General features: G+C 57.1%; 14 protein-coding genes. 12 read left to right on the forward strand and 2 right to left on the reverse strand.

Going from position 1 to position 24,212, the window contains the following annotated elements; genetic code table 11:
- Positions 1 to 123 precede the first annotated feature (123 nt).
- The 11 genes from BK816_RS01480 to BK816_RS01530 all read left to right on the forward strand — a co-directional run bounded on the left by BK816_RS01480 (position 124) and on the right by BK816_RS01530 (position 17,407).
- A complete protein-coding gene (locus BK816_RS01480; protein WP_071163595.1) occupies positions 124 to 2,352 on the forward strand; it encodes a TIGR03773 family transporter-associated surface protein in 2,229 nt (742 codons plus the stop codon).
- Positions 2,353 to 2,457: 105 nt separating this feature from the next.
- Positions 2,458 to 6,828, forward strand: a complete 4,371-nt coding sequence (locus BK816_RS09760) for a choice-of-anchor M domain-containing protein (RefSeq protein WP_071163596.1) — start codon at positions 2,458 to 2,460, stop codon at positions 6,826 to 6,828.
- A 350-nt stretch (positions 6,829 to 7,178) separates the two neighbouring features.
- On the forward strand, positions 7,179 to 8,414 hold the full coding sequence (locus BK816_RS01490; RefSeq protein WP_071163597.1) for a hypothetical protein: 1,236 nt from the start codon (positions 7,179 to 7,181) through the stop codon (positions 8,412 to 8,414).
- Positions 8,415 to 8,562: 148 nt separating this feature from the next.
- On the forward strand, positions 8,563 to 9,384 hold the full coding sequence (locus tag BK816_RS01495) for a hypothetical protein (RefSeq protein ID WP_071163598.1): 822 nt from the start codon (positions 8,563 to 8,565) through the stop codon (positions 9,382 to 9,384).
- Complete coding sequence (gene ygfZ, locus BK816_RS01500; protein ID WP_071163599.1) at positions 9,381 to 10,703, forward strand: CAF17-like 4Fe-4S cluster assembly/insertion protein YgfZ; 1,323 nt, start codon at positions 9,381 to 9,383, stop codon at positions 10,701 to 10,703. Before BK816_RS01495 ends, ygfZ begins: the two co-directional genes overlap by 4 nt.
- 21 nt (positions 10,704 to 10,724) lie before the next feature.
- Positions 10,725 to 11,144, forward strand: a complete 420-nt coding sequence (locus tag BK816_RS01505) for a DUF2516 family protein (protein WP_071163600.1) — start codon at positions 10,725 to 10,727, stop codon at positions 11,142 to 11,144.
- Between the two features lie 118 nt (positions 11,145 to 11,262).
- Positions 11,263 to 11,754 (forward strand): D-aminoacyl-tRNA deacylase, encoded by a 492-nt coding sequence (gene dtd, locus BK816_RS01510; protein ID WP_071163601.1) that lies wholly within the window; start codon positions 11,263 to 11,265, stop codon positions 11,752 to 11,754.
- Between the two features lie 187 nt (positions 11,755 to 11,941).
- Positions 11,942 to 14,485 carry an ATP-dependent Clp protease ATP-binding subunit gene (locus tag BK816_RS01515; RefSeq protein ID WP_083378978.1) on the forward strand — a complete coding sequence of 848 codons (2,544 nt, stop codon included), beginning with the start codon at positions 11,942 to 11,944 and terminating at the stop codon, positions 14,483 to 14,485.
- A gap of 152 nt (positions 14,486 to 14,637) precedes the next feature.
- Entirely contained in the window at positions 14,638 to 15,219 is a 582-nt protein-coding gene (locus BK816_RS01520; protein ID WP_071163602.1) for a hypothetical protein, read from the forward strand.
- A gap of 171 nt (positions 15,220 to 15,390) precedes the next feature.
- Entirely contained in the window at positions 15,391 to 15,834 is a 444-nt protein-coding gene (locus tag BK816_RS01525) for a Fur family transcriptional regulator (protein ID WP_071163603.1), read from the forward strand.
- A gap of 88 nt (positions 15,835 to 15,922) precedes the next feature.
- Positions 15,923 to 17,407, forward strand: coding sequence for a catalase (locus tag BK816_RS01530; protein WP_071163604.1), 1,485 nt, complete (start codon positions 15,923 to 15,925; stop codon positions 17,405 to 17,407).
- Positions 17,408 to 17,759: 352 nt separating this feature from the next.
- Here the strand turns inward: BK816_RS01530 and BK816_RS01535 are convergent, their stop codons facing one another.
- Together BK816_RS01535 and BK816_RS01540 are read right to left on the reverse strand one after the other, a co-directional pair.
- The gene (locus BK816_RS01535) at positions 17,760 to 18,866 is read right to left on the reverse strand and encodes a permease (RefSeq protein WP_204377197.1); all 1,107 of its coding nucleotides are present in this window, start codon (positions 18,864 to 18,866) and stop codon (positions 17,760 to 17,762) included.
- Positions 18,863 to 19,831: a TIGR03943 family putative permease subunit gene (locus tag BK816_RS01540; protein ID WP_071163605.1), complete on the reverse strand. Its 969-nt coding sequence runs from the start codon at positions 19,829 to 19,831 to the stop codon at positions 18,863 to 18,865. Before BK816_RS01540 ends, BK816_RS01535 begins: the two co-directional genes overlap by 4 nt.
- Positions 19,832 to 20,129: 298 nt before the next feature.
- Here BK816_RS01540 and phoA point away from each other — a divergent pair, with 298 nt between their 5' ends.
- Positions 20,130 to 23,873, forward strand: coding sequence for an alkaline phosphatase (phoA, locus tag BK816_RS01545; RefSeq protein ID WP_071163606.1), 3,744 nt, complete (start codon positions 20,130 to 20,132; stop codon positions 23,871 to 23,873).
- Positions 23,874 to 24,212: the final 339 nt, after the last annotated feature.

The following is a 24,212-nucleotide window of genomic DNA, read 5'->3' on the forward strand; positions in this document are numbered from 1 at the left end:
TGTGGAACGAGTCAGAAAATAATTGGCAATGAGAACGAGTATCATCTATTATTCATTTTGATAATCATTCCCGCTTGGCTTGGTGAAGACACTTCACCATCGACTAATTAGAAAGTTACTGCCATGTCTGACCGCACTTTTGGGACTCACGCAGAGTTAACCAAGCATCCGCGTTCGTCCTCGGCCCTATTAATTGCCTTTATCTGTGCATTTTTAGGGTTTTCTCTTGCTCCTATGAACCCAGCTGCGCAAGCGGCCACAAATGTTCGCTTGGATAAAGGCCATGTCGACATTTTTAACGTCTCTGCCAAGGGTGATCAGCTCAAGCTGGATGTAAAAGAAGACGTCACAGGTTTGGGAGTTCGCCGCCCAGCCGAGGATGTGACTTTGGTGGTAAAGCCACAGGCTTTCTCAACTTTGCCACAGAACATCCCTGAAATTGGGGTTCCCGGTTACTACCTTCCACAGACTCAGGATCCAGCTTTGCTCTGGCCAGGTTGGGATACGCTCGAGGTCGCGAATGCCGGATTTAATGCCGTCAAACTACAGTTCATTGAAGTTAATGGCCCGGGCCGAATCTTCTTAGCATCTTCGGGAGTATGGGGAAACGTGATGCCTCTACTCGATGGCAATAACTATCAGGTTAAGACTGGGGCAGTTAGAACTCAGGCCTACCCAGCTCACACTCACGCCCACTGGATTTTTGAAAAGCCTGGACGTTACACCATGAAGCTGCAGGCCATTGCCGCCAAGAACGGCAAGACCTTCCGCTCGAACCTAGCTACATATAACTGGGAAGTTGGCGATTTGAGCAAGCTGCCCAAACCAGTTCCAGCTAAGCCGGCCCCCGCTCCTGCCAAGCCAGCTCCGGTAAAGCCCGCTCCGGTAAAGCCGGTCCCAGCGCCCGCTCCGGCTCCAGCGCCAGCACCCACGAAACCAACCCCAGCGCCCGCTCCGGTCAAGCCCACTCCGGCTCCAGCGCAGCCTGCTCCGGCCAAGCCAGCTCCAGCGCCCTCGGTCGAATCAAGCCCAGAAGATGGTCAGATTCCACCACGCGTTGAGGTACCCACCCCTGAGCCCACTACTGAAGCTACGGTAGAAGAGCCGGGAGCTGTGCCAGTGGATGTCACTCCGGAAGAAGTTGCAAGTGTAGAGCCAACTCCGAGCGCTCCGACTGCTGAAGCGCCACAAAAACCTGTGGCTCCCACGCCAGAAGCAGCTAACACTCCAGAATCCACGCCAGAGGCAACCAGCCCGGAAGAAACTCCGGCCCCACAGCCGCCAGTGGCGAACGATCCGCAAGAAGAGGCTCCAGCGCAGCCTACCCCAGTGCAGCCGGCAACCCCAGTAAAGCCAGGCGGTAACTCGGTAACCCCAGGAGTAAACCAACCGGTTGCTCCCGCCCCAGCTCCAAAACGTCCTAACGCCAAGACCCCAACCCCGATTTCGTCGTTGCGTCAGAACTACCAGCAACCACAGCCAGTGGTCTGCCGTCCATATCAGTCGGCCAGCTCCCAAGTTTCTTTGGCCGCGCGGGTCAAGGACGATCGCACTTCACCAGCAGTTTGGCGCGATCCAGCCGGGGTCGTTTTCCATCTAGGTGATGCCAGCCGCAGTCGCACTAACTCGCCGATTGGGATCATCCCCGCCAACACTCCAGTTTGGATGATCGGTGCCACCCAGATTCCTAATGTGCCTTGGCTCGGAGCCAACACCATGGACGAGTCGATCTTGAACCAGACCACTGGTGAAGTCACTTGGGCCCTCACCGGCTTCTCCGGCCCAGGCGCAATGGAAGTTTTCACTTCCGGTAACTTCGGCAAGGTAGTTGGACAGCGTTGGTTCGCTGCCTCCGGTAGCCGCTTCGGTGGCTCAACCGTGATTGGCCGCAATACTCACGTTCACCCGAACTGGGTATTCACCGCCCCAGGCACCTATCGTCTAGAAATTAGCCAGATCGCCACCTTGCGCAATGGTAAGAAGATTGTGGCTCGTACCCCGCTGACCTTTACCGTCGGTAGCGGCAGCGGCATCACCGCCGGTCACTTCGACCTCGGTGCCCAGGTAGTTTCTAACGGCCAGACCCAGGTGCTTTGGCGCGACCAGTACGGTCGATCCTGCCAACCCACTCGCAAAATCACCAAGCAGGAAGCCCAGAAGCTTCCCGCAGTCCCCGACAGTTTCCGTTCCGGCAAGGGCGTTGACCCCAGCCAAGTCACTGTGGGACCCAACGGCCAGCCAGTACTAGCTAATACCGGTGCCTCCAGCGTGGAATACGCAGTCTTCGCCCTCGGGCTAGGACTGCTCGGCATGGGCTTAGTAGTACAGGCCAGTCGCCGTCGTCAACGTTGATGGCGAACCGAGGGCGCCTAGCCAACCTAACCAACATTCTTGGCGGGCGCCCTCGGCCCTCCAAAACTTTTTACAGCTCCAACTAATTAGAAAGAACTCGAGCTAATGAAACGTCCATTCCGCACCCTCCCCACCGTCCTCGCGGCCTTCGCGCTGAGTACGACCGGTTTGCTTGCTTCGGGCTTACCCGCAAGTCAAGCCAATGCAGCCGACGAGGCGGATACCCCAACAGGTGCCACTGAAACCCACGAGACGGAGCATCGTCCCGGTCCTAAAGGCTGGGGTGTGAATGCTCCCAAGGACTTGAAAATTGACGAGGGCGGGAAGCAGGTGCCTCACCCATGTGCTGGTCGCCGCTTGCTATACCATGCCCACGTTGACGCCACCTATATCACTCGTCATGAGGGCAAATTGACCATCATGACCGTTGATGGTCAGCATGTAGTCCCCTCGGATACGGTTTGTATGCGCTTGGCTCCCGATGCTGCCGCCGGTGGTGACCAAGGGGTGCCGGCGGGTACTGAAATTTCCCGTATGGTGGTGCCTAATGACAAGAACTTGTCCTTCTTGGGGGCACCTGGTCGCATCGTCTGGCACGCTCCAAACCAGCTTTACAATGGCTGGCGTCCCATCTGGGCGGGCTTTGGCGCTTTCGACCCGCATCACGAATGGGAAGTTCCCACCGATTTCGTAGCCAATAGCGTGCAGTTCAACTTGGTGGATTTCCAGGGCCCTGGCGATATGGAAGTTTTCAACTACCGGCCAGGTTGGAATGGCGCCCAGCGTCACCTCTCTTCGCGCGATCGTCGCCAGCACACCATGACGGTGGGTGGTCACGGTCACCTCGACTGGACCTTTAGCGAGCCAGGCATTTACAAGCTGACTTGGGTGGCTAAAGGCAAGCACTTTGATGGCCAAGTTGAAGAATCTGCCCCGATCACCCAGTACTGGTTGGTTGGTAGCGACGAACAGGTTGGTTTACCCAAGGGCACTACGGTTGGCTTGAACTCGATTAGCCGATCGGCAGAGCAAATCCGCAGTGAATTGGGGTTGCCGGTGCCAACTAAGTTGGAAGTTGATCCTAAGCCAATTGAAACAGTGGTAACCCCGCAGGACGGGGAAGAGGCCCTCAAACAGATTAATTCGACTGGTGCCGCCGAATATGCAGAGGATCATGTCGAGACCGGCTCCCACCGTTTGGTTTTGACTCGAGAAGCTGGGGCAGGTGCCATTACTGGTGACATGCTCGAGGATGGTACTGGTGAAAGCCACGGCTCCTACCCGGTCTTCGAAGTTCCAGACGATTTCTTGCACTGCCTAGCTGATGATAAGTACATGACCGACTTGTCGAAGCACAACTACACCAAGAACTGGTGGTTTACTGGGCTGGCCGGCCAGGTCAAACCCGGCGGTGGCCCCGGCCTCGGCCTAGATACCACCGGGGTTGACTTTGATGATTTGAACCGTCAAAAACTCCAGGTCGAAATCTCCACCTACGATGCCCCTAAGGGCGGCCGAATGGTGGTTGGCATGGACGAGGGCGGAGCTTTCCAACCTCTCTTGGGTAACTTCAACTCCCAGCACACTGACCTGCAGTTCTTCATGCCGGGCAAGGAACCATTGCGTTTCGCCTTCAGCCGTCCTGGCGTTTACAAGGCCGCAATCCAGTACAACGCGAACTTGCAAGACAATACTCGCCAGTACGATTTCGCCGAATGGCAGTTCGTGGTAGGCAATAACGCGATCAACCAGCTACGCAAGAAGCTAGATGCTAACGCCAAGCTATTGCCGGAAACCAAGCCGGTAAAATGTTCTGAATTGCCGAAGATGAATGGCGCCGACCCTTCGACCTTCCCACACTTCCCGAAGCGCCCAGAGCCCACCCCGGAAGCTAGTGCGGAACCGACTCCGGCACCAACCCCAACTCCAGCACCTGCACCTGCACCGACTAAGGAACCAAAGCCGGTCCCAGCACCGACTCCAAGTGCAGAGCCAACTCCCGTTCCGACTCCGGCGCCAGTTCCCACCAAGGAACCAGCTCCAAAGCCAGAGCCCAGCGCGGAACCAACTCCGGCCCCAACTCCTAGCGTTGAGCCATCACCAGAAGCACCGACTCCGACGAAAGAACCGGCCCCAGCTCCAACTAAGGAACCTGAGCCGAAGCCGGAACCGAGTGTAGAACCAGTGTTGCCACCAGCGCCGAGTGCAGAACCAGTTGTCCCGCCACTGCCTGCGCCCACCCCAGCGCCAAAGCCAACCCCAACGAAGGAACCAGCTCCAGTTCCAAGCGCTGAACCGGTGCCAGCTCCAACTCCTTCGGTTGAGCCCGTCCCAGCTCCGGCCCCAGTGCCGACTGCTGAACCGGTTCCGGCCCCAACGCCAAAGCCTCATAAGCCACGGCCACCGCGCCCACCACGTGGTCACCAGCCCACCGATCAGGAAGTTACGGCAGTGGTCAAGGGCCTAAAGCAGGCTTGGAAGGATCAGATTCCGAATGTGATTATCACTGATGGTCACATGGATATGGCGGTCGGTTCCTTCGCCGATGGCGACCAGATCCGCAACGAGGCCTATTTGAATGATGGCCAGAATCCAGCTAAGGAAGTGCTGCGTCCATCTGGTAGCTTCGCATTTGCCGTGCCGGAAGAAACCAAGTCGCCGGTACCGCCACAGCTAACCAAGTCCCACCCAGAAATGGGCGAGAAAACCTACACCCTCCCGCAGATTCAGGATCCCCGATTCGTCTGGTTGGGCTTCTCTTCGCTAGCTTTAGTGGACGGCCAGTATGATCCGGCCTCGGCCATGACCATCCGCGCTACCAACTGCACTGGACCCGGAAACCTTGTTTCTGGCCACGTGAACTTGCTCGGTCAGGTTGATGTTGGTTTGGATTGCGCTAACCCGAAGGCGCGCATTACCTACCAGGACTTGACCCACGATCACCAAAACTTCTGGTTCTCAAAGCCTGGTGTTTACTCGACCGACCTAGTCTACGAATGGAAGCTACCCAACGGTCAGCCAGTTTCACGCACTTTGCACGTTTCCTTCTTGGTGGGTAAGACCGCCTTGTCCGAGGGTGCGAAGGTGCTCGATCGGGTTGCGACTCAACAGCCTCCTTTCCCAGCCGAGGATGGGGTCGAGGACGAACCGACCGTGCCAGATGAGCCGGTTGAGGTAAAGCCTTTGCCGCAGCCCAGCGAACCAACTGAGCCGGTGGCCCCAGAAAATCCGGTTGTTCCAGAAAAGCCAGTGGCACCGAGTGAACCAACCCAGCCAGTTCAGCCTGAGCCAGAACCTACTGTGCCAGACGATCCGGTAGTGATTCGCCCATTGCCACAGCCGGAAACTCCAGTTGAACCGACTCAGCCAAGTAAGCCTCAAAAGCCGGTTGTTCCGAGCGAACCTACGAAGCCAAGTCAGCCAGCTCAGCCAGTCGAACCGGTGCAGCCAAGCGAACCGGCCAAGCCGAGTGAACCGGTGCAGCCAGCGCCGAGTGAGCCGGTTGAGGTCAAGCCTTTGCCGCAGCCAAGCGAACCGGCCAAGCCGGCAGAGCCAGCCGAACCAGCTAAGCCAGCCGAACCAGCTAAGCCGACGAAGCCGGCGCAACCTGTCGCCCCAGCAGAGCCAATGGTGCCCAGCAACCCAGCTAAGCCAGCACAGCCGGTAAAGCCAGCACAGCCAGGCGATGAGGCGCAACCCGTCCAGCCGGCACCAAGTGTTCCGGTCAAACCGGCCCCGAGCAAACCAGCTCAGCCTGAGGAACCTGTCGTTCCTAGCCAGCCAAGTGAGCCAACAACACCTGTGTCACAGCCAAGCGAGGATTCGATCCCCGTGGCTATGCCGCAACAGCCAGCTCCGAGCCAGCCGGTAGTAACTCCTTTGCCGAACCGGCCTGTAGCTGAACTGCCGGCCACGATCCCACCGCGCCTCTACCCGAAGGATAATGGGATCCAGCGTCAGCACCGTGACCTGTTGTCGAATAATGTGTGGAAGCAAAACCGCACAGAACCACAGCAAACCCCACAGTCGGCTCCGCTGGCAAACGGGGCGGAAGTGAACGGTAACCAGTCCACCAATAACGCCATGCCAATGGGAAATCTCCCGTCCTCGGGCGGCTTGCCCAATACTCCAGTAAGTAGTGCGCCAGTAAATGCTGCCCCTGGCTTTGGCACTCTACCAAGCAATGGCAACTTGCCTGTAGGAGGCGCTTTGCCGGCAGCTACTGCCGAACCGACCGCGGAACCAATCCCAGCGGCCAGCACTGAACCTACTGCCGAAGCACCAGCTACCACCGCAGTGCCACAGGCAGTGCAGGTGCCGAAGGAAGAAACTGCCACCGTGCAAAACAGTGCCCAAGCTGCTCCAGCTGCGGTAGCTGACAACGGCTGGTGGCGCGGCTTCCTCGTGGGAGCCGGCATCTTCGGGGCAATTGCCGGGGTAGTGCTCCTGATTGCCGCAGGACGTAAGAAGAGCTAGAGCCTTAGACGCTAGCTCAAATCAAGTAAAGCCGGCGAAGTAAACAGCTTAGAACTGTCTACTTCGCCGGCTTAACTTTCGGTGAAAACTACGCAATATCAACAAAAAGTAGGATTAACCAAAAAAGCCCCGTCGGTCGCGAGGGGGTGGGTGGACCAACGGGGCAGGTTGTGAAGCTTTAAGGCTGAGCCGGAAAGCGCCTGTCGGCGCGAAGGCCACTCGAAGTGGCAAGAGTTGGAGCCCGGGGCTTAACGGCTCAGCTGTTAATTATTATATCCCTTCTCGCGAATTTCGTCGCTTGTAGCGAGCCAAAACTAGGTATTTACCCTTTTTTAAGGCAAACTAATGGGGTGAATCCAGATAACGTCAACCCTGTAACCGACGCTACAAAGGCCGACTCGAACTCGGAGGGAACCTCTGAGCTTACGAACGAAAACGGCGAGGCTTCGCCCGTCCTCGATACGCCGGCAGAAGCAGTAGCGGCGGAAACTGAGGCACCCACCGAACCGAGCGCCCCCACCCCAGTGGCACCAGCGCCCCAAGACCGCTCCGTGCAGTACTTGGATCCGGTGGCCGAGGGCGACGACCCCTCTGCTGGACTCATACTCGACATTGAAGCAGACGCCAAATGGCGCACCTCGGTTCCTACCGCCGCCTGGATCACTGTTTTCTCCGCCATCATTTTGTCATTCGTTTCCCTACTGGGAGCCACCCTCGGTCGAGATATTTTGACCATGCTGGCCCTAGTAACCGCTGCGATGGTCTCACTGGGCTTGCCTCGCACGGTAGGCGCGCCCGCTCCACGTCATTCCAGCGCAGTGGCCCTAATCTTCTCGCTACTGTCCGTACTGGCAGTTCGCGTCCTCGACGATCTATATATTGCGGCCATTATTTGTGCACTCTCCGTGGTGGCTGCCTTTATTGCCGAAATGTTGCGTAAGGACGGCCGCCCTCGATTGCTGGATTCAGTCTCCACCACGGTAATGACGACAGTGGCGGCTACCTGTTCGGTAGCAATTGTCGGCTTGGCCCCGCACGGTTCTTGGGAACTTGCACTCGTCGGTTCCTCCGTGTGCGTCGCCGGTGCGGCCCTCAGCTTCCAGTTAATGCGTATGCTTTGGCCTGGACTCGGTGCGGTTCGCTCAAACTTGATGACGGTGGAACGCACTCATCCTTCCCGCACCACCCGCGTGTGGGTGGCAGCAGATTCGCCCGAGGGGGCGCTGATCCAAGAAATCAACGTTTACTGGATGCTGAACGAAACCGCCCGCACTATCACCATTATTCTTAGTGGCCTCCTTGGGGCTCTAATCGCGGCCGCACTATACAGTTCAAATCTGATTACCGGGCGCAATGCCGATGTGCTTTTGCGGCTAGGACAAATCGTGGGCGGGGGAGCGATCCCACTCATTCTGGTCGGTCTACTTGCCGGCATGCTCTCCGGCTTCGTGGTGATGTTAGGAATCCGCATCTTGCGTCCCACCACCGTCCGCGTGCCACTCTGGGGCGCCATTGCCTGGGGAGTCTTGCCGACCATCGTGATGGCCATGCCCACTTACGCCCTCGTAAGAATGGCTGGCGCCTAAAGTTTTTCGCCGCAGCTTTCGTTGCCGGCACACAGGTTTTCCGGTGATAGTTCCCCCTAGCGCAAAGGCTCTAAGTGCTTTGTTCGCCCTCGGCTCTCAAACGCAGATCGAGGGCGAAAACTTTACCCATTTAAGCTAGCCTAAAAATATGATTACTATTCCCGCAAACTTGCCCGAAAAACTTCTGCCGCTAGCTTGGATGCTAGGAAATTGGCGCGGTTATGGGGCTTGGCTTCCCGCCGGTCCGCAAGCGCTCGGCACCCAGAGTCTACAAGTTTTAGTCCACGAAGAAGAACTCTTCTTTGTCTGGCAATGGCAAGGGGCCAACGGCTTCGCCCAGCCACAAGAAAGTGCCCAAGCGGGAAGTGCCAAACTTACTCCGGTTGGGAACCGCTTTGCCCGCTGGCAGCGGCTACAGGTGCAAGCTATTCACGCCGAAACCAACCCGGTACAACTCGTGTTTACCGCCACCGACCTCGTGCCACCACAGTCCGTGGCCACCACCTTGGCCGAGGACGAAAACGCTGCTTGGCCCACCGTCGAAGAACTAGCCACCTGGCAGTCCGGCCGCGAATGGTCCGGCGTGATGGTGCCCCCGCGTGGCCAATGGCAATCCCTCGGCGCCGGGGAAGAAAACGCAGACACCACCCTTGTTCTTCCAGGAGCTTCTACCGTCGCTCCAGAAGCATTAAGTGCAAACCAAGACGAGGCCGAAAACCCAGCTCGCGACTACGCTCTCGCCGAAAGCTTCGGCACCGACGGTTCGGGCGGTCGCATCCGCATGTTCGGCCTAGTCGATAGTGAATTAATGTGGAACGAACTGGCGTTTTCAGCCAAACGTTTCACTGAACTTACTGCCGCCGGCCAAAGCCTAGGGGAAGACGACCTCGTCCCTGTTGCCACCGGCCGCCTAGCCCAAGTGGATGAAAGTCTAGTGGACTTGCGAAAGCCGTGGAAGGAAGAAAAATGAGCCTACCTGCTAAAGCACTCGAGACCCTCAAGCAACTACCCGGCGCTGTTATCGGCGATTTTCCCGCCCGAGTAAGGGACCTGCCAGCGCCCTCGGCCAGCGACGACGCCCCCGAACTGGCAGTCGACCAAGCCGATTCCACCAAAACTGAAGATGAGCTACCTAGCAATGAGTCCCCGCGCGGCGAGCTCCCCATGCACTACGGAGACCTGTTGGGGGAACAAGAGCGCCTAGCACACGGTCAAGCCGTCACCGTTTTGCCCATGGGAGCCATCCGTCTAACCGGCAGCGAACGCCTGACCTGGCTGAACAATCTAGTTTCCCAAGAAATGCTCGACCTGCACCACCAGCCCAAATACTGGCGCGAAACCCTCTGGCTGGATGCGAACGGGCACATCACTTGGCAGGGTTTCGTAGCCGACAATGGGGAAGAAACCCTGATTTTGGCCGAGGACGCCCCCGCGCTCGCCGAATTCCTCAACCGCATGCGCTTCCGCTCAGACGTACAAGTCACCGACCTTTCCGAGACCCACCTGGTTCTGGGTGACATGATCGAGCGTGAACTCGAATCCGAACTGACCGACATTAGTGGCGTGCCCGGCATCGTGTTGGGCGCCCGAGACCCTTGGCCGGACGAACTACCGGGCGGTACCACCTACACCGGGGCTCTGCCGCATGCCGCCCACCCCGGCGAGCGCCAAAAACGTCGCCTCACCTTGGTGCGAACCGAGGACGCCCTCGGCTGGCTAGGACAACTTGGCACCGGCTTCACCGGCTCCGTGCAGGCCGGAACTGCACCTGCCGAAGGTTGCCGCTGGCAGTATCTGGCCGGCTACCTAGCCTGGGAAGCACAGCGAATCGCTGCCTGGCGCCCAACTACCAGCGACTTCGACGGTAAAGCTTTGCCCCACGAATTCGACCTTTTGCGCTCGGCCGTCCACCTACACAAGGGCTGCTACTGCGGGCAAGAAACCGTGGCCCGCATCGTCAATGTGGGACGACCACCCCGACGCCTCGCCGCCGTTGACCTTGACGGTTCCGAACACGAACTTCCCGAACGCGGAGCCACCATTAAGGCCGGCGAAAAAGAGGACGGTACCCTGCTAGCCAGAGCGGTTCACTATGAACAAGGACCGATCGGTTTGGCCCTGCTCCGCCGCTCCCTTGACGCTCGGGCAGTGCTCCAAGTCGGCGAAGTCGCCGCCGCATCGACTACTATTGTGGCTATTGACGGAAAGGCGGAAGCATCACCCAGCGACCGCCCAGGCAAGGAACTGCGCGGGCAAAACCTACGCGGAAACCGCCCTCGTTTGAACTAGCCGCAAGAGGAGAGAAACAGTTTGACTGCTTACTTAATACTTTTGATCCAGAACATTGCTAACTCAGCATTGAACCTGGTTCTAGCAATTGTTTGCCTCTGGGCGGCCATTCACGCCTCAACCACCCCAGCCAATGCCTTCGTCGCCTTCGGACGCCGCACCAAAAACTTCTGGCTAGTTATCTTGTGGCTCTCGGTGCTCTTCACCATTGGGTCAGGAATCGCCAGCATTTCCTATCTGCTGCACCTGGTGGGAATCAACCTGCCACTGTTTAACTTCGTGCGCCCCTTGGCCATCGGCAACTTCTTCGGCCTACTCATGTTCGCCGTCCCCGGCGTTTACCTGACCGGCGACAAAGTGCGAGTGGACGCCTTCCGGCAACGCCAGAAGGGCACCGGACCATACCAGCAGCGCCCCGGCAAAGGCCCACGCGACTGGTAAGGCACTTAGCCGAGGCCGCCCTCGGTTGGCAAAACCGGAAGGTGAGGCCGCCCTCGGTTGGCAAAACCAAAACAACCACAGACTTTTACCATTTGTAACTAACTAGTTTGGAGGGGACATGAGAGCAGTTGTCCAACGTGCCCTACGTGGCGCAGTGAGAGTAGACGGGCAAACCGTGGGGGAAATTACTCGTCCCGGACTCGTGGTGCTAGTAGGCATTACTCACGATGATGGTCCCGCCCAGATCAAGAAAATGGTTGACAAACTAGCCAACCTGCGCCTGCTGGAAGCCCCGGCAGAACCAGCGGAAGGTCAGGGAGAGGACGGCAAAGCCACCGCCTCGACCACCGTCGGGCAAGAAGTTTCTGCCCTTACACTGGGTGCCCCACTACTACTGGTTTCCCAGTTCACCCTGTATGGTTCAACCGCTAAGGGCCGCCGCCCCACCTGGATCGATGCGGCCAAGGGGGACGTGGCCGAACCAATCTTCAACGAGGTAGTTTCGCAGTTGCGTGACCTCGGCCTTGAAGTAGCGACCGGCAAGTTCGGTGCCATGATGGAAGTCGAACTGGTAAACGACGGTCCCTTCACCGTGCTGGTAGAGGTCTGATTTTCCCCAACTAGTAACGCAGATCCTATTTTGCGTGCGCGTAGGGCGAAAACTTTTAAAAATACCCTCGCCGCTGGCGAACAGGCGCGAGTAATTGGCCTTAGCACACTAGTCTTTTAGCAAGGAACGCCCAACCTATGCTTATTTTGGCAACCCGATTTTCGGTTGGGCAGTGGAGGAGTATTACATGTTTGAACGGTTTACCGACCGGGCTCGTCGCGTCGTAGTTTTGGCGCAGGACGAAGCGCGCGAATTGAACCATAACTACATTGGCACCGAGCACCTGCTGCTGGGGCTAATTAGTGAAGGCGATGGCATTGCCGCAAAGGCGCTAAAGTCTTTCGACCTGACCCTAGATTCAGTCCGTAAAACCACCGTCGACATTATCGGCCGTGGCACCTCGGAATCTTCCGGTCACATTCCTTTTACTCCTCGCGGGAAAAAGGTATTCGAGCTGGCATTGCGTGAAGCCCTCCAGCTCGGCCACAACTACATTGGCACCGAACACCTGCTGCTCGGTCTGCTCCGCGAAACCGAAGGCGTGGCCAGCCAGGTCCTCAAGACCATGTCGGTCGATGTCAACGCTTTGCGTCAGTCGGTCATGCAGCTACTCTCGGGTTACACCGGTGGTGGCGAAGAAGGCAAGGAAACCGTGGGCGTGGGCGGACAGTCCTCGACCATGACCGGTCAGCGCGCCAGCGCCATCCTTGACCAGTTCGGTCGCAACTTGACCACCGCAGCCATGGAAAAGCGCCTCGACCCAGTGATCGGTCGCCACCAAGAGATGGAACGCGTCATGCAGATCCTCTCGCGCCGCACCAAGAACAACCCAGTGTTGATTGGTGAACCTGGCGTTGGTAAGACCGCCGTCATCGAAGGTTTGGCCCAAGCCATCGTTCGTGGTGATGTCCCTGAAACTTTGAAAGACAAGCAGATTTACAGCTTGGATATGGGTTCCTTGGTGGCCGGTAGCCGCTACCGTGGTGACTTCGAAGAACGCCTCAAGAAGGTGCTCAAGGAAATCACCACCCGTGGTGACATCATCCTCTTCATCGACGAAATCCACACCCTTGTGGGTGCTGGTGCTGCCGAAGGGGCCATCGATGCCGCCCAGATCCTCAAGCCAATGCTGGCACGTGGTGAACTCCAGACCATCGGTGCCACCACCCTGGACGAATACCGCAAGCACATCGAAAAGGATGCGGCCCTCGAACGCCGTTTCCAGCCAGTGCGCGTCGAAGAACCCTCGGTTGAAGAAACCGTCCAGATCCTCAAGGGTCTGCGTGACCGCTACGAAGCCCACCACAAGGTCATCATCACCGATGAAGCGATCGGTGCTGCCGCCACTATGGCAGACCGTTACGTCAACGACCGCTTCTTGCCGGACAAGGCAATCGACCTCCTGGACGAGGCTGGTGCCCGCCTACGCATCGCCCGCATGACCGCACCTAGCATCCTGCGCGAACTCGACGAAAAGATCGCCACCGCGAAGGAAGAAAAAGAAGCGGCCATCGAAAACCAGGACTTCGAAAAGGCTGCCGCCTTGCGCGACACCGAACAGAAGCTGATTCAGCAGCGCGCCGACGAAGAACAAGCTTGGCGCGAAAAGGCTGACACTGAAATCAGCGAAGTTACCGAAGAATCGATCGCGGAAGTGCTGGCCATGTCCACTGGCATTCCGGTACTCAAGCTCACCGAGGCCGAGTCCGAGAAGCTATTGCACATGGAAGATGAACTCCACAAGCGCATTATCGGCCAGGATGACGCCGTTAAGGCCCTATCCCAGTCGATTCGCCGTACTCGCGCCGGTCTGAAAGACCCCAAGCGCCCCGGTGGTTCCTTCATCTTCGCCGGCCCAACCGGTGTTGGTAAAACCGAATTGGCTAAGGCTTTGGCCGAGTTCCTCTTCGGCGACGAAGATGCCCTCATCCAGCTCGATATGTCCGAGTTCGGGGAAAAACACACCGCTTCGCGACTCTTCGGTTCGCCTCCCGGCTACGTCGGTTACGACGAGGGCGGCCAACTCACCGAAAAGGTTCGCCGTCGCCCCTTCAGCGTGGTCTTGTTTGACGAGGTCGAAAAGGCCCACCCAGACATCTTCAACTCCCTGTTGCAGATCCTAGAAGATGGTCGCCTGACCGACTCGCAGGGCCGCATGGTGGACTTCAAGAACACCGTCATCATCATGACCACCAATCTTGGTACCCGTGAAATCAACAAGGGTGTCCTCACCGGCTTCCAGGCCGGCGATGCGCACGCCACCGATTACACCCGCATGAAGGCCAAGGTCAACGAGGAACTCAAGCAGCACTTCCGCCCCGAGTTCCTCAACCGTGTGGATGAAGTAGTGGTCTTCCCGCAGCTCCGCCGCGACGAAATCGAACTGATTGTCGACTTGATGATCGACCGTTTGGACCAGCGCATGCGCGAACAGGACCTCTCGATCGTTCTCACCCCAGCGGCTCGCACCCTGTTGGCCGACCGTGGCTTCGACCCAGTCCTCGGTGCTCGTCCTTTGCGTCGTGCGCTCCAGCGCGACATCGAGGACGCCCTGTCCGAAAAGATCCTCTTCGGAGAAATCAAGCCCGGACAGCTGGTCACCGTCGATGTGGAAGGCGAAGAAGGCGAACGTAACTTCACCTTCGCCGGGTCTTACCCAGCCGTTGACGTGCCAGACAATGCGGCCGAACTAACCGAAGGCAACCCTGAAAACCACGGCGAAGAAAACTGATTCTCGCCCTCGGGAAATAACGTGACCAAAGGATGGGCACAACCAAACGCTTGCGAAAAGCAAAGCGAATTGGTTGTGCCCATCCTTTTAACTTGGGAAGCCAATAGAATAGAGTGTAGAGTAGGCTAGTCAGGACTGAAAGGAGCCCGAAGGTGCCGAAGGAAGAGCTTGAGGAACTAGAAGAAGTTACTCCGCAATCCCAGATCGCAAAATTGATGATGTGGTGCTGCGGTGTCCTCGTGCTAATTGATGCTGTCGCCATGCTCTACCTACAACTCAACCCTAATGCTGTTTGGGTAATGGTAGCTTCTCCGTACTTGATGGCCGCCGCCGCCGTAATCATGCTTGGTTCCGTCCTCGGATCTATCGGCTGGAAACCACAAGGTGGCATTACTGTGGCCCATGTGGGACAGGCCTTCGCCGCCCTAGGATCGCTAGTCGTCCTCGGCGGGTTCATTTACACCCTACTTACCCTTATGTCGCGTGACCGCACCTCCGTTTACTTCGGCACTGACGTGCTAATGCAAATTGGGGTATTTATCTGCTTCCTAGCCCTCTTCCCGCTGGTTTCAGCAGTCTACGGGCAGGGTCAAGAATCTGGGGCTTCATACGCCATTGCCATGCGGCAAAAAGCGCTCGGAAACAAGCCGAAAAAGTTTAAGAAAACCAAAGCGGCCAAAGCTGAAAAGGTTGCGGAAGCCGAATCGGCAGCCCAAGCATCAACCGAAAGCTGAGAGCCTAATCATACGAAACAAATACTGCTAGTTTTTCGAAAAACCGAAAAGCTGGCAGTTTTTCTTTACCTAAAACCGCGGAAATACAAGCAAAAGCCGCAGCCACGAAAGTTTTTTCTTGACTTTTTCCAAAACTTGACAAAGTCCAAACAAGTAGAGTAAGCTGACACCATGACAGAAAACATTGCTACTTCCCAGCTCGACCCGGCTGACCTCTTGCGTCAGGCTGGCTTGCGCGTGACCGCTGGGCGAGTCGCAGTGATCAAACACTTGCAAAGCAACCCGCACACTAATGCCGACAACCTGTTGATCCATGTGCGACAGGAAATCGGCGCGATGTCCCGCCAAGCCATGTATGACGCGCTACACGCACTGGCTGATGCTGGGGTAGTGCGGGTGGCACAGCTAGATCAGCGTAGTGTGCTGTACGAAATCAACCATGGCGATAACCATCATCATTTGGTTTGTCGATCTTGCGGTCAGATTGAAGACGTGCCCTGCGCGATAGGGCACGCACCCTGCTTAGAGCCAGTGATCGACCATGGTTTTTTGGTTGATGAAGCCGAGGTTATTTACCGCGGAACCTGTGCTTCTTGCCTAGCTGCAGCCAAGTAACAAGACGAGCCGCACCTCGTTTTGTTCGAGGGGGCGGGCCGCACCTCGTCCCCTCGTCTCAATTTTTTACCTTTTTTAGGAGAGTCTCATGACCAACGCCAATCATTCTGTTCCCGGAGTTAACACTTCCGGTTCAACCACCATCACCGGCTGCCCAGTCCAGGCTGACACTCACTCCTTGACTGCTGGTCCAGACGGCCCGATCATGTTGCACGACGTGCACTTCGTTGAGCAGATGGCGCACTTCGACCGCGAACGCGTGCCAGAGCGCGTCGTTCACGCCAAGGGCTCCGGTGCCTTCGGTGAATTTGAAGTAACCGAGGACGTCTCCGCCTACACCAAGGCTGTCGTTTTCCAGCCTGGCACCAAGACCGAAATGCTTGCCCGCTTCTCGACCGTTGCTGGTGAACAGGGTTCGCCTGACACCTGGCGCGATCCTCGTGGCTTTGCCCTCAAGTTCTACACCACTGAAGGCAACCTCGACATCGTTGGCAACAACACCCCAATCTTCTTTATTCGCGATGCCATCAAGTTCCCACACTTCATTCGCTCCCAGAAGCGCCGCGGCGCCTCCGGCTTGCGCGACAACACCATGCAGTGGGACTTCTGGAGCCTCAACCCAGAATCGGCACATCAGGTAACCTACTTGATGGGTGACCGTGGCATTCCCGCCACCTACCGTGAAATGAACGGCTACGGCTCCCACACTTACATGTGGATCAATGCCGAGGGCGAGAAGTTCTGGGTCAAGTACCACTTCATTTCGCGTCAGGGTGTACGTGGCCTCACCAACGCCGAAGCCGACAAACTAGCCGGCATCGACGCTGATACCCACCGCCGTGACCTATTTGAAGCAATCGAACGTGGCGACTTCCCTCAGTGGGATCTCTACGTGCAGGTCATTCCTTTCGAAGAAGGATTCACCTACCGTTACAACATCTTCGATGTCACCAAGGTAGTTTCCCTCAAGGATTACCCACGCATCAAGGTTGGTACCTTCACCCTAAACAAGAACCCAGAAAACTACTTTGCTCAAATCGAGCAGGCCGCTTTCGATCCATCGGCTCTAGTGCCAGGCACCGGCTTGTCCCCAGACAAGATGCTTCTCGGTCGTGTCTTCTCCTACGCTGACACCCACCGTCACCGCATCGGCGCTAACTACTTGCAGTTGCCAGTCAACCGTCCGAAGAACGCTCCGGTAAACACCTACGCCGCTGACGGCCCGATGGCCTACGATCACAATGGTGATCTGCCACCATACGCCCCGAACTCCTTCGATCGTCCTTTCGCAGACCAGCAGGGCGTAGCTGAAGATTCCTTCGGTGTCAGTGGTGACCTAGTGCGTCGCGCTCAGACCATCCGCAGTGCTGAAGATGACGATTTCAGCCAGGCTCGTGACCTACTGATGAACGTCTTCAACGATGCGCAGCGTGACGAGTTCGTTCAGAACGTCGCCGGCCACATCGCTGGGGTTTCCGACGAGGGCGTGCGTGAGCGTGCCTTCCAGTACTGGGCCAAGATTGACCAGGGAATCTCGGACCGAATCCGTGTCGCACACGCGGAAATCGCCTAGTAAGTTCAAGCTTTAAGGCGGTGGTCGGATTCCAGTTAGGATCCGGCCACAACCTTTTGCGAAGCTAGTTATCACCCGCACAACAACTAGCAAAACTCCTGATAGATGCCCGCACCATCTAGAGGGAGAAACACAGAGGAGAGAAAATCCGGGGTGGAACAACTGTACTGTTCCACCCCGGATTTTGTGTTTCTGTCCGCAAGTAAGACTATTTAGTTATCACGTCTAACGTATCGAAAACTAGTTCCGCAGGTTTAGCTCTCTCGCCGAGGCCGTTTTATCCGAGGAACATCTCATCAAGGGCTGTTTAATCGCGGGCACGTTTGCCGAGGGCGTCGCTCCCAGCTTGGCGTTAGCCGAAGAAGAGCCAGCCCACGCTGGTGGCGGCAAGAATACACATCACCAAAGTGAGGCTCATGAAGCGGGCGGCAAACTTCCATCCGAAAGCGCCGGACTGCATGGCGAAAAGCTTGATGTCGATCATGGGACCAACCACCATGAAGACCAGCTGGCCCACCGGCGAAACCGTGGTGAAAGCAGCGGCAACGAATGCGTCGGCCTCGGAACAAAGCGACATGACGATCGCCATCAATGCCATCAGCGCGATAATCGCACCAGGATAAGAGGCGATGGCATCAAAGGTGTGGCGCGAAATCGTGACCTTAATAGCGGCGGCAATCATGGCACCCAAAACTAGGAAGCCACCAGCTTGCAAAAAGTCGTGCATGACAGTGGAGCGGAAAGCTTCCATTTTCTGCTGATGGTCATGTGAGTGACCCTTCTTGAGTTTTAACAAGTCGCCAGGGCCAAAAGCCAGCCAGAACCAGCCAGTGAGGACCGCGGCCACCAAAGAAGCGCCAAAACGAGCCCAAACCATCATTGGATTACCGTTGAAGGCAACGGCAGTAGAAACCAAGACGACTGGGTTAATCGCGGGGGAGGCGAGGAGGAAGGTCAATGCGGCTGCAGTAGGAACACCGCGACGCATCAAGGACTGGGCGACTGGCACCGAGGCGCATTCACAAGCCGGCAGGAACATGGAAGCGCCCGCAGCGGCTGGCACCGACAAAAGCGGATTCTTGGGAGCGAAACGGCCCAAAATATTGCCCGGTAAAAGAGCGGTAAGTGCACCGGAAATCAAAGTACCCAAGACCAAGAATGGGGTTGCTTGGAAGACGATTGAAACTACCACCGCCTGCCATGCTTCGAGGCGACCACCGGTAGGAAGCAAAACTCCTTGAGCCGCCTGCAAGGTCAAGAGAATCAGGACCGAACCGACAATGCTCAAAACCATCGCCCAAGCAGGAACTAGGGGCTTTTTGGCGGTGGGGTGAGCGTGCTCGTGCGTCTGCTGGTGAGTGTGGTCGTGTGTGTGGTGCTCGGTGTGAGGGGCCGACTGTTTGGCGGCCTTGGCGCTATTTTTTAGGGCTGGCCGAGGCAAAGAACTGGTGGTGCTCACAGGTAAGGCTCCTTAGGTTCAGGGATTTCTTTCACCTTAGTTACTTTCAAAACGGGCATGCCTTCTTTGGAAGCGCCGAGGTCGACCGTACCGGTCACTTCAACCCAAGTATTGGTCTTTGGCATTTGCCCATCGGGGATGATGGCGCTGTAGATCACGCCGTCAGCAGCGCAGCAGTAAATCTTGTAGCGCGAGAGCATCCAGCCTTTCTGGCCAGGGAAAGTATCTTGGTCGATGGGGCTGACAAAGCCAACAACCTGCACAGTTTTGTCAGTCAGTTGTTTGGGATCCCCATCGCTTACGCGGTCGGTGAGTTCATCGAGTGGCAGAGCGTTAACTGCCCCATCTTTCAGTTCGGGGAAGGGCAAGAACTGGGGGACGTCATTTTGGGCGGCAGCAAAGTCTGGCTTGTCGTCATCTGGGATTGGACCAGGCACCTGCTGGCCGGGGATCAGGGCGGTGCGCGCCCTCGGCTTGTCAGCGGCGGCACGCGATTGCGCGGTGGCAACTTTACTGGTCATAAAGGCGCCTAGTGGAGCCGGCAAGGAAAGGGCCACAATCATTACTGGCACAAGCATTAGCGCAGCAGCCTTGGAATAAGGGTGGAAGTGCTCGCCCGTATCGTGGGTTCCAGCGCTGGCAGTTTTTTGCTGGCCGAGGCGAGGGCGCAAAGCCAACCACAAGGTCCAAATCGCGAAGGCTAGCAGGATCAGCCCGCACAATAAGATCCAATTCTTAAAAGCGGGAAGGAGATACTTATTAATCTTTCCGGTTAACGCTAAGTAAGTTAAGGTCACCCCAACCGCAGCCACAATCGCTCCGGCGGTAGCTTCGGACCAACGGACATCGCCCTCGAAATGAGGATGATCGTGGTGGTTATCGGGTGACTGGTGCTGATCGTGATGATCTGATTTAACCGGGGCTACGGGGTATTTCGCCTGCGGTTTTAACTCGGGTTTGAGCAAAACTCCTCCTTCAAGCAAAACGCATTGAGTTGAAGCCATCTTAGGCGCAATTGGTTAACAAACACTATTGTCAAGGTTACAAAAAAGCAACGAGGAACTTTACATTTTTCCTTAAAAATTGAACAAAATCAACAAGTGTGGGGTAGGTCGCAATAGTGGTCTATTGGGGGTGTAAAAGTTTCAACTTAGTTACCTAAGTGCTTCTTGGAGTTTTACTGCTGTTAACTTTTGCGGTCTAGGTTAGCCCTGTAAGTGGCAGTCTGTGTACTGCCTTGGTTATCCGCTTGGAGGAAATCAGATGAGTAATCTGCCAAGTAAGCAACGGCGTCTAGCAGGAGTTGTGGCTGCCACCGCTACCACCGCTCTAATCTTGGCGCCAAGCCTTGCCTCTGCTTTCGACCCCACGATGCATAAATACAATGGGCCGAAGGCATGTCAAGCACTTGACAAGGACGGAAATGTCCACGCTTTGAAACCGGGTGAATGTGCCCAGTTCGGTAAAGCGGGTCAAGGCCGAACCAATGCACGGGCCAAGAACGTCATTTTGATTATTGGTGACGGCATGGGCCAGCAAGAAATCACCGCCGCCCGTAACTACCTCAAGGGTGCCGGTAGCCGCTTTGAAGGCATTGACGAACTTCCAAACACCGGTATGTACACCCACCACTCGGTGGACCTAACCGGTAAGGTCAACTACGTGACCGACTCCGCCGCCTCGGCCACCGCTTGGTCGACCGGTACCAAGACCTACAATGGCGCGATTTCGGTTGACCTCGAATTCAACCCAGTCGAAAACTTGATTGAAAAGGCCAAGTTGGCTGGCATGCGCACCGGTAACGTCACCACCTCGGAAATCCAGGACGCCACTCCGGCAGCCCAGATTGCCCACAACGTCTACCGCAAGTGCTACGGCCCAGACCCAGTCAAGAACCCATCGGTTTGTAACAAGTACAACCAGTACCGCGAACAGGGCGGCCTCGGTTCAATCTCCGAACAGTTGATTGACACCCGCCCAGACGTCACCCTCGGTGGCGGTATGAAGCCCTTCAAGCAGATGGTTCAGGCTGATGGCGAAGGCAAGAACCCATACCTACCAAACACCACCAAGTGGGTCAAGGGTAAGTCCGTCCTCGACAACGCTAAGGACAATGGCTTCCAGGTTGTCACCACCGCTGAGGAACTAAAGAAGATTAAGAAGGCTGACCAGAAGCAGCCAGTTTTGGGCTTGTTCTCCGAAAAGAACATGAAGACCCGCTTCGCTTCCTCCAAGGCTACTCTCGACGCTCACCTCAAAGAGGCCAAGCGTTGTGAAAAGCAGGATCTAGGCACCGAACCAGAACTGCCATTGATGGCCTCGAAGGCGATCGAACTGTTGGATGACAAGACCAGCGACAAGGGCTTCTTCCTCCAGATTGAATCCGCCTCGATTGATAAGCGTAACCACGCTTCTGACGCCTGTGGCATGATCGGTGAAACCGAGCGTCTCGACGACGTCACCAAGTTGGCCCTCGACTTCGCTAAGAAGGACGGCAACACCATGGTGATCGTTACCGCCGACCACTCGCACACCGCCCAGATCGTTTACGATTCGAACCCATTGGTTTCCCCAGCCACCCGCTTGCTCACCGCTGACGGTGCTGCCATGACCGTGGCTTACGGTACTATCCCCGCCAGCCTCATCACCGGCGGAACCGGTTCGACCACCCACACCGGCGCCCAGTTGCGCGTAGCCGGTTACGGCCCAGGCTCCGAGAACGTCCTCGGCCAGACCGACCAGACCGACTTGCACTACACCATTGCTAACGCTCTAGGCCTCAACCCTGATGCCGGCAAGGGCAATGTGGACGGTAACCTAGCTGCTCCAGTGGCCGCTCAGAACGCTGCCGCCACCTGCTACTTGGTGAACAAGGACGGCAAGGTTTCCGCCCCAGCCCCTGGCCAGTGTGCTCAGTACGGCAAGGATGGCCAGAAGCGTGTAGCCGACAAGGCTAAGAACGTCATCCTCTTCATTGGTGACGGCATGGGCGACAGTGAAATCACCATCGCTCGTAACTACCTCTACGGCGCCTCCGGTCGCCTCCCAGGTTTGGACGCATTGCCTTACACCGGTAACTACACCCACTACTCGCTCAACAAGAAGACTGGTTTGCCAGACTACGTCACCGACTCGGCCGCTTCGGGCACCGCTTGGGCCACCGGTACCAAGACCTACAACGGTGGTATCAGCGTTGACAACAATGGCAAGCCAGTGGCTAACTTGATCGAATTGGCTAAGGCCAAGGGTTTGAAGACCGGTAACGTTACCACCGCTGAAATCCAGGACGCCACCCCGGCTGTCCAGGGTGCACACGCCCTCAACCGTAAGTGCTACGGCCCTGAAGAAGCCAAGAACTCGGTTTCCTGCCAGGGTGAAAAGTTCGCTTCGCAGTGGCGTCAGAACGGCGGCTTCGGTTCGATTTCGGAACAGTTGGTTGACACCCGCGCCGACGTCACCCTCGGTGGTGGCGCTAAGGCCTTCAACCAGCTCGTACAGGTTTCGGGTAAGTGGGCAGACCACACCTGGACCGCTGGCACCTCCGTCCTCGACAACGCTAAGGCTAACGGCTTCCAGGTCGTAACCAACGCAGCAGAACTCGCCAAGGTGAAGGTTGCCGACCAGGCCACCCCAGTCCTCGGTTTGTTCTCCGACGGCAACTTGCCACGTAAGTACCAGAAGTTCTACGCCACGGTCGACGGTGCTTCGAAGGAAGCCAAGACCTGTGAGCAGAACCCAGAGCGCGGCCAGGGCGTGCCAGACGCAGCCCAGATGACCCGCAAGGCACTAGAACTCTTGCGTAACGACAAGGGCTTCTTCCTCCAGGTTGAAGCTGCGTCGATTGACAAGGCTGACCACCAGGCTGACATCTGTGGCCAGATCGGCGAAACTGACGACCTCGACGCAGCCATCCAGGTGGCACGCGACTGGGTCAAGGAAACTGGCGAACCAACCTTGATTATCGCCACCGCCGACCACGCACACACCTCGCAGATCATTCCAACCCAGAATGAAAAGGCACCAATCAGCTCCGGTATCGTCGCCAAGTTGGCTACCGCCGACGGCTCCGAAATGATGATCAACTACGCTACCGCCAAGTCCAACGACCCGAAGATCGCATGGGGACAGCAGAACCACACTGGTACTCAGCTCCGCATCGCTGCTGAAGGTCCTGGCGCCCAGAACGTAGTTGGTCAGCTTGACCAGACCGACACCCACTTCTTGGTGGCTAACGCTCTAGGCTTGTACGACAAGAACCCCTTCGAATTGAAGAACCAGTTCGTCCCAGCCACCACCCCAGAGCCAACCCCAGAAGCAAGCGTCGAACCATCGGTTGAACCAACCGCGGAAACCCCAGAAGATCAGCCAATCGGCCAGTGTGTCCCACGCAAGGTCGCTCGCGCTGCCCTTGAGGATCCAAAGTTGTTCAAGGACGTTCCTACCAACCGCTGGTTCGCCCCAGAAATCTACTGGGCACGCGGTGAAGGCGTCACCACCGGTTGGGCCGATAACACCTTCCGTCCGCTCATCGGCACCACCCGCGCCGACATGGCTGCCTTCCTCTACCGTTTGGCTGGCAAGCCAGAAATCAAGGTGAAGAACGACCAGTTCAAGGACGTCAACGACCGTACCTTGTTCGCTCGCGAAATCTCCTGGATGAAGGAAAGCGGCCTATCCACCGGTTGGGCCGACGGTACCTACCGTCCATTCGACCTCGTCAAGCGCGACGCCATGGCTGCGTTCCTCGAACGCTTCGTCAAGGCCTTCCCAGAAAAGGTTTCCCCGGCAGTTGCCCCAGAAACCCTCTCGCTTGACAAGATCAACGACCCATTCGTTGACGTTCCTGAGGGCATGCTCCACGAGGACGCCATGAAGTGGATCTACGCGGCAGGTGTGGCCACCGGTTGGCCAGATGGCACCTACCGTCCACTAGAGCCGGTGAGCCGCGAAGCAATGATCGCGTTCATCTACCGCCTCATGTACAACACCAAAGCTGAAGGCTGCTAATAGCCTCTGCTGATAAACCAGCTTTCGCCCACCCGACCGGGAAACCGGGAAGGTGGGCGAAAGTCTTTTTTAGGCACGGGTCGAGGCCGAGGGCGCCCTCGGTGGGCGAGCACTAGGACGCTCAGGGGGAGCGGTTCGGACCCTCGGTGGACGAGTCCCAGTACGCTCAGGGGGAGCGGTTTGAACTCTCGGTGGGCGAGCACTAGGATGCTGAGGGGGAGCGGTTTGAACTCTCGGGCAGGGAAGAGGTCGAGGCCTCGCCTACGCGTGCGGACAGCCGGGGTGGAATAGGGAAGAGCCCTAGCAACCAGATGCTATCGGCGCGCTTTCGGGCATAGG

The organism is Boudabousia tangfeifanii, assembly GCF_001856685.1.
Taxonomy (GTDB): Bacteria; Actinomycetota; Actinomycetes; order Actinomycetales; family Actinomycetaceae; genus Boudabousia; species Boudabousia tangfeifanii.

Bases quoted from the DNA above. Each gene is read 5' to 3' on its own strand.
- BK816_RS01480 (WP_071163595.1), top strand. From the start codon at position 124: ATGTCTGACCGCACTTTTGGGACTCACGCAGAGTTAACCAAGCATCCG.
- BK816_RS09760 (WP_071163596.1), top strand. From the start codon at position 2,458: ATGAAACGTCCATTCCGCACCCTCCCCACCGTCCTCGCGGCCTTCGCG.
- BK816_RS01495 (WP_071163598.1), top strand. From the start codon at position 8,563: ATGATTACTATTCCCGCAAACTTGCCCGAAAAACTTCTGCCGCTAGCT.
- ygfZ (WP_071163599.1), top strand. From the start codon at position 9,381: ATGAGCCTACCTGCTAAAGCACTCGAGACCCTCAAGCAACTACCCGGC.
- dtd (WP_071163601.1), top strand. From the start codon at position 11,263: ATGAGAGCAGTTGTCCAACGTGCCCTACGTGGCGCAGTGAGAGTAGAC.
- BK816_RS01515 (WP_083378978.1), top strand. From the start codon at position 11,942: ATGTTTGAACGGTTTACCGACCGGGCTCGTCGCGTCGTAGTTTTGGCG.
- BK816_RS01525 (WP_071163603.1), top strand. From the start codon at position 15,391: ATGACAGAAAACATTGCTACTTCCCAGCTCGACCCGGCTGACCTCTTG.
- BK816_RS01530 (WP_071163604.1), top strand. From the start codon at position 15,923: ATGACCAACGCCAATCATTCTGTTCCCGGAGTTAACACTTCCGGTTCA.
- phoA (WP_071163606.1), top strand. From the start codon at position 20,130: ATGAGTAATCTGCCAAGTAAGCAACGGCGTCTAGCAGGAGTTGTGGCT.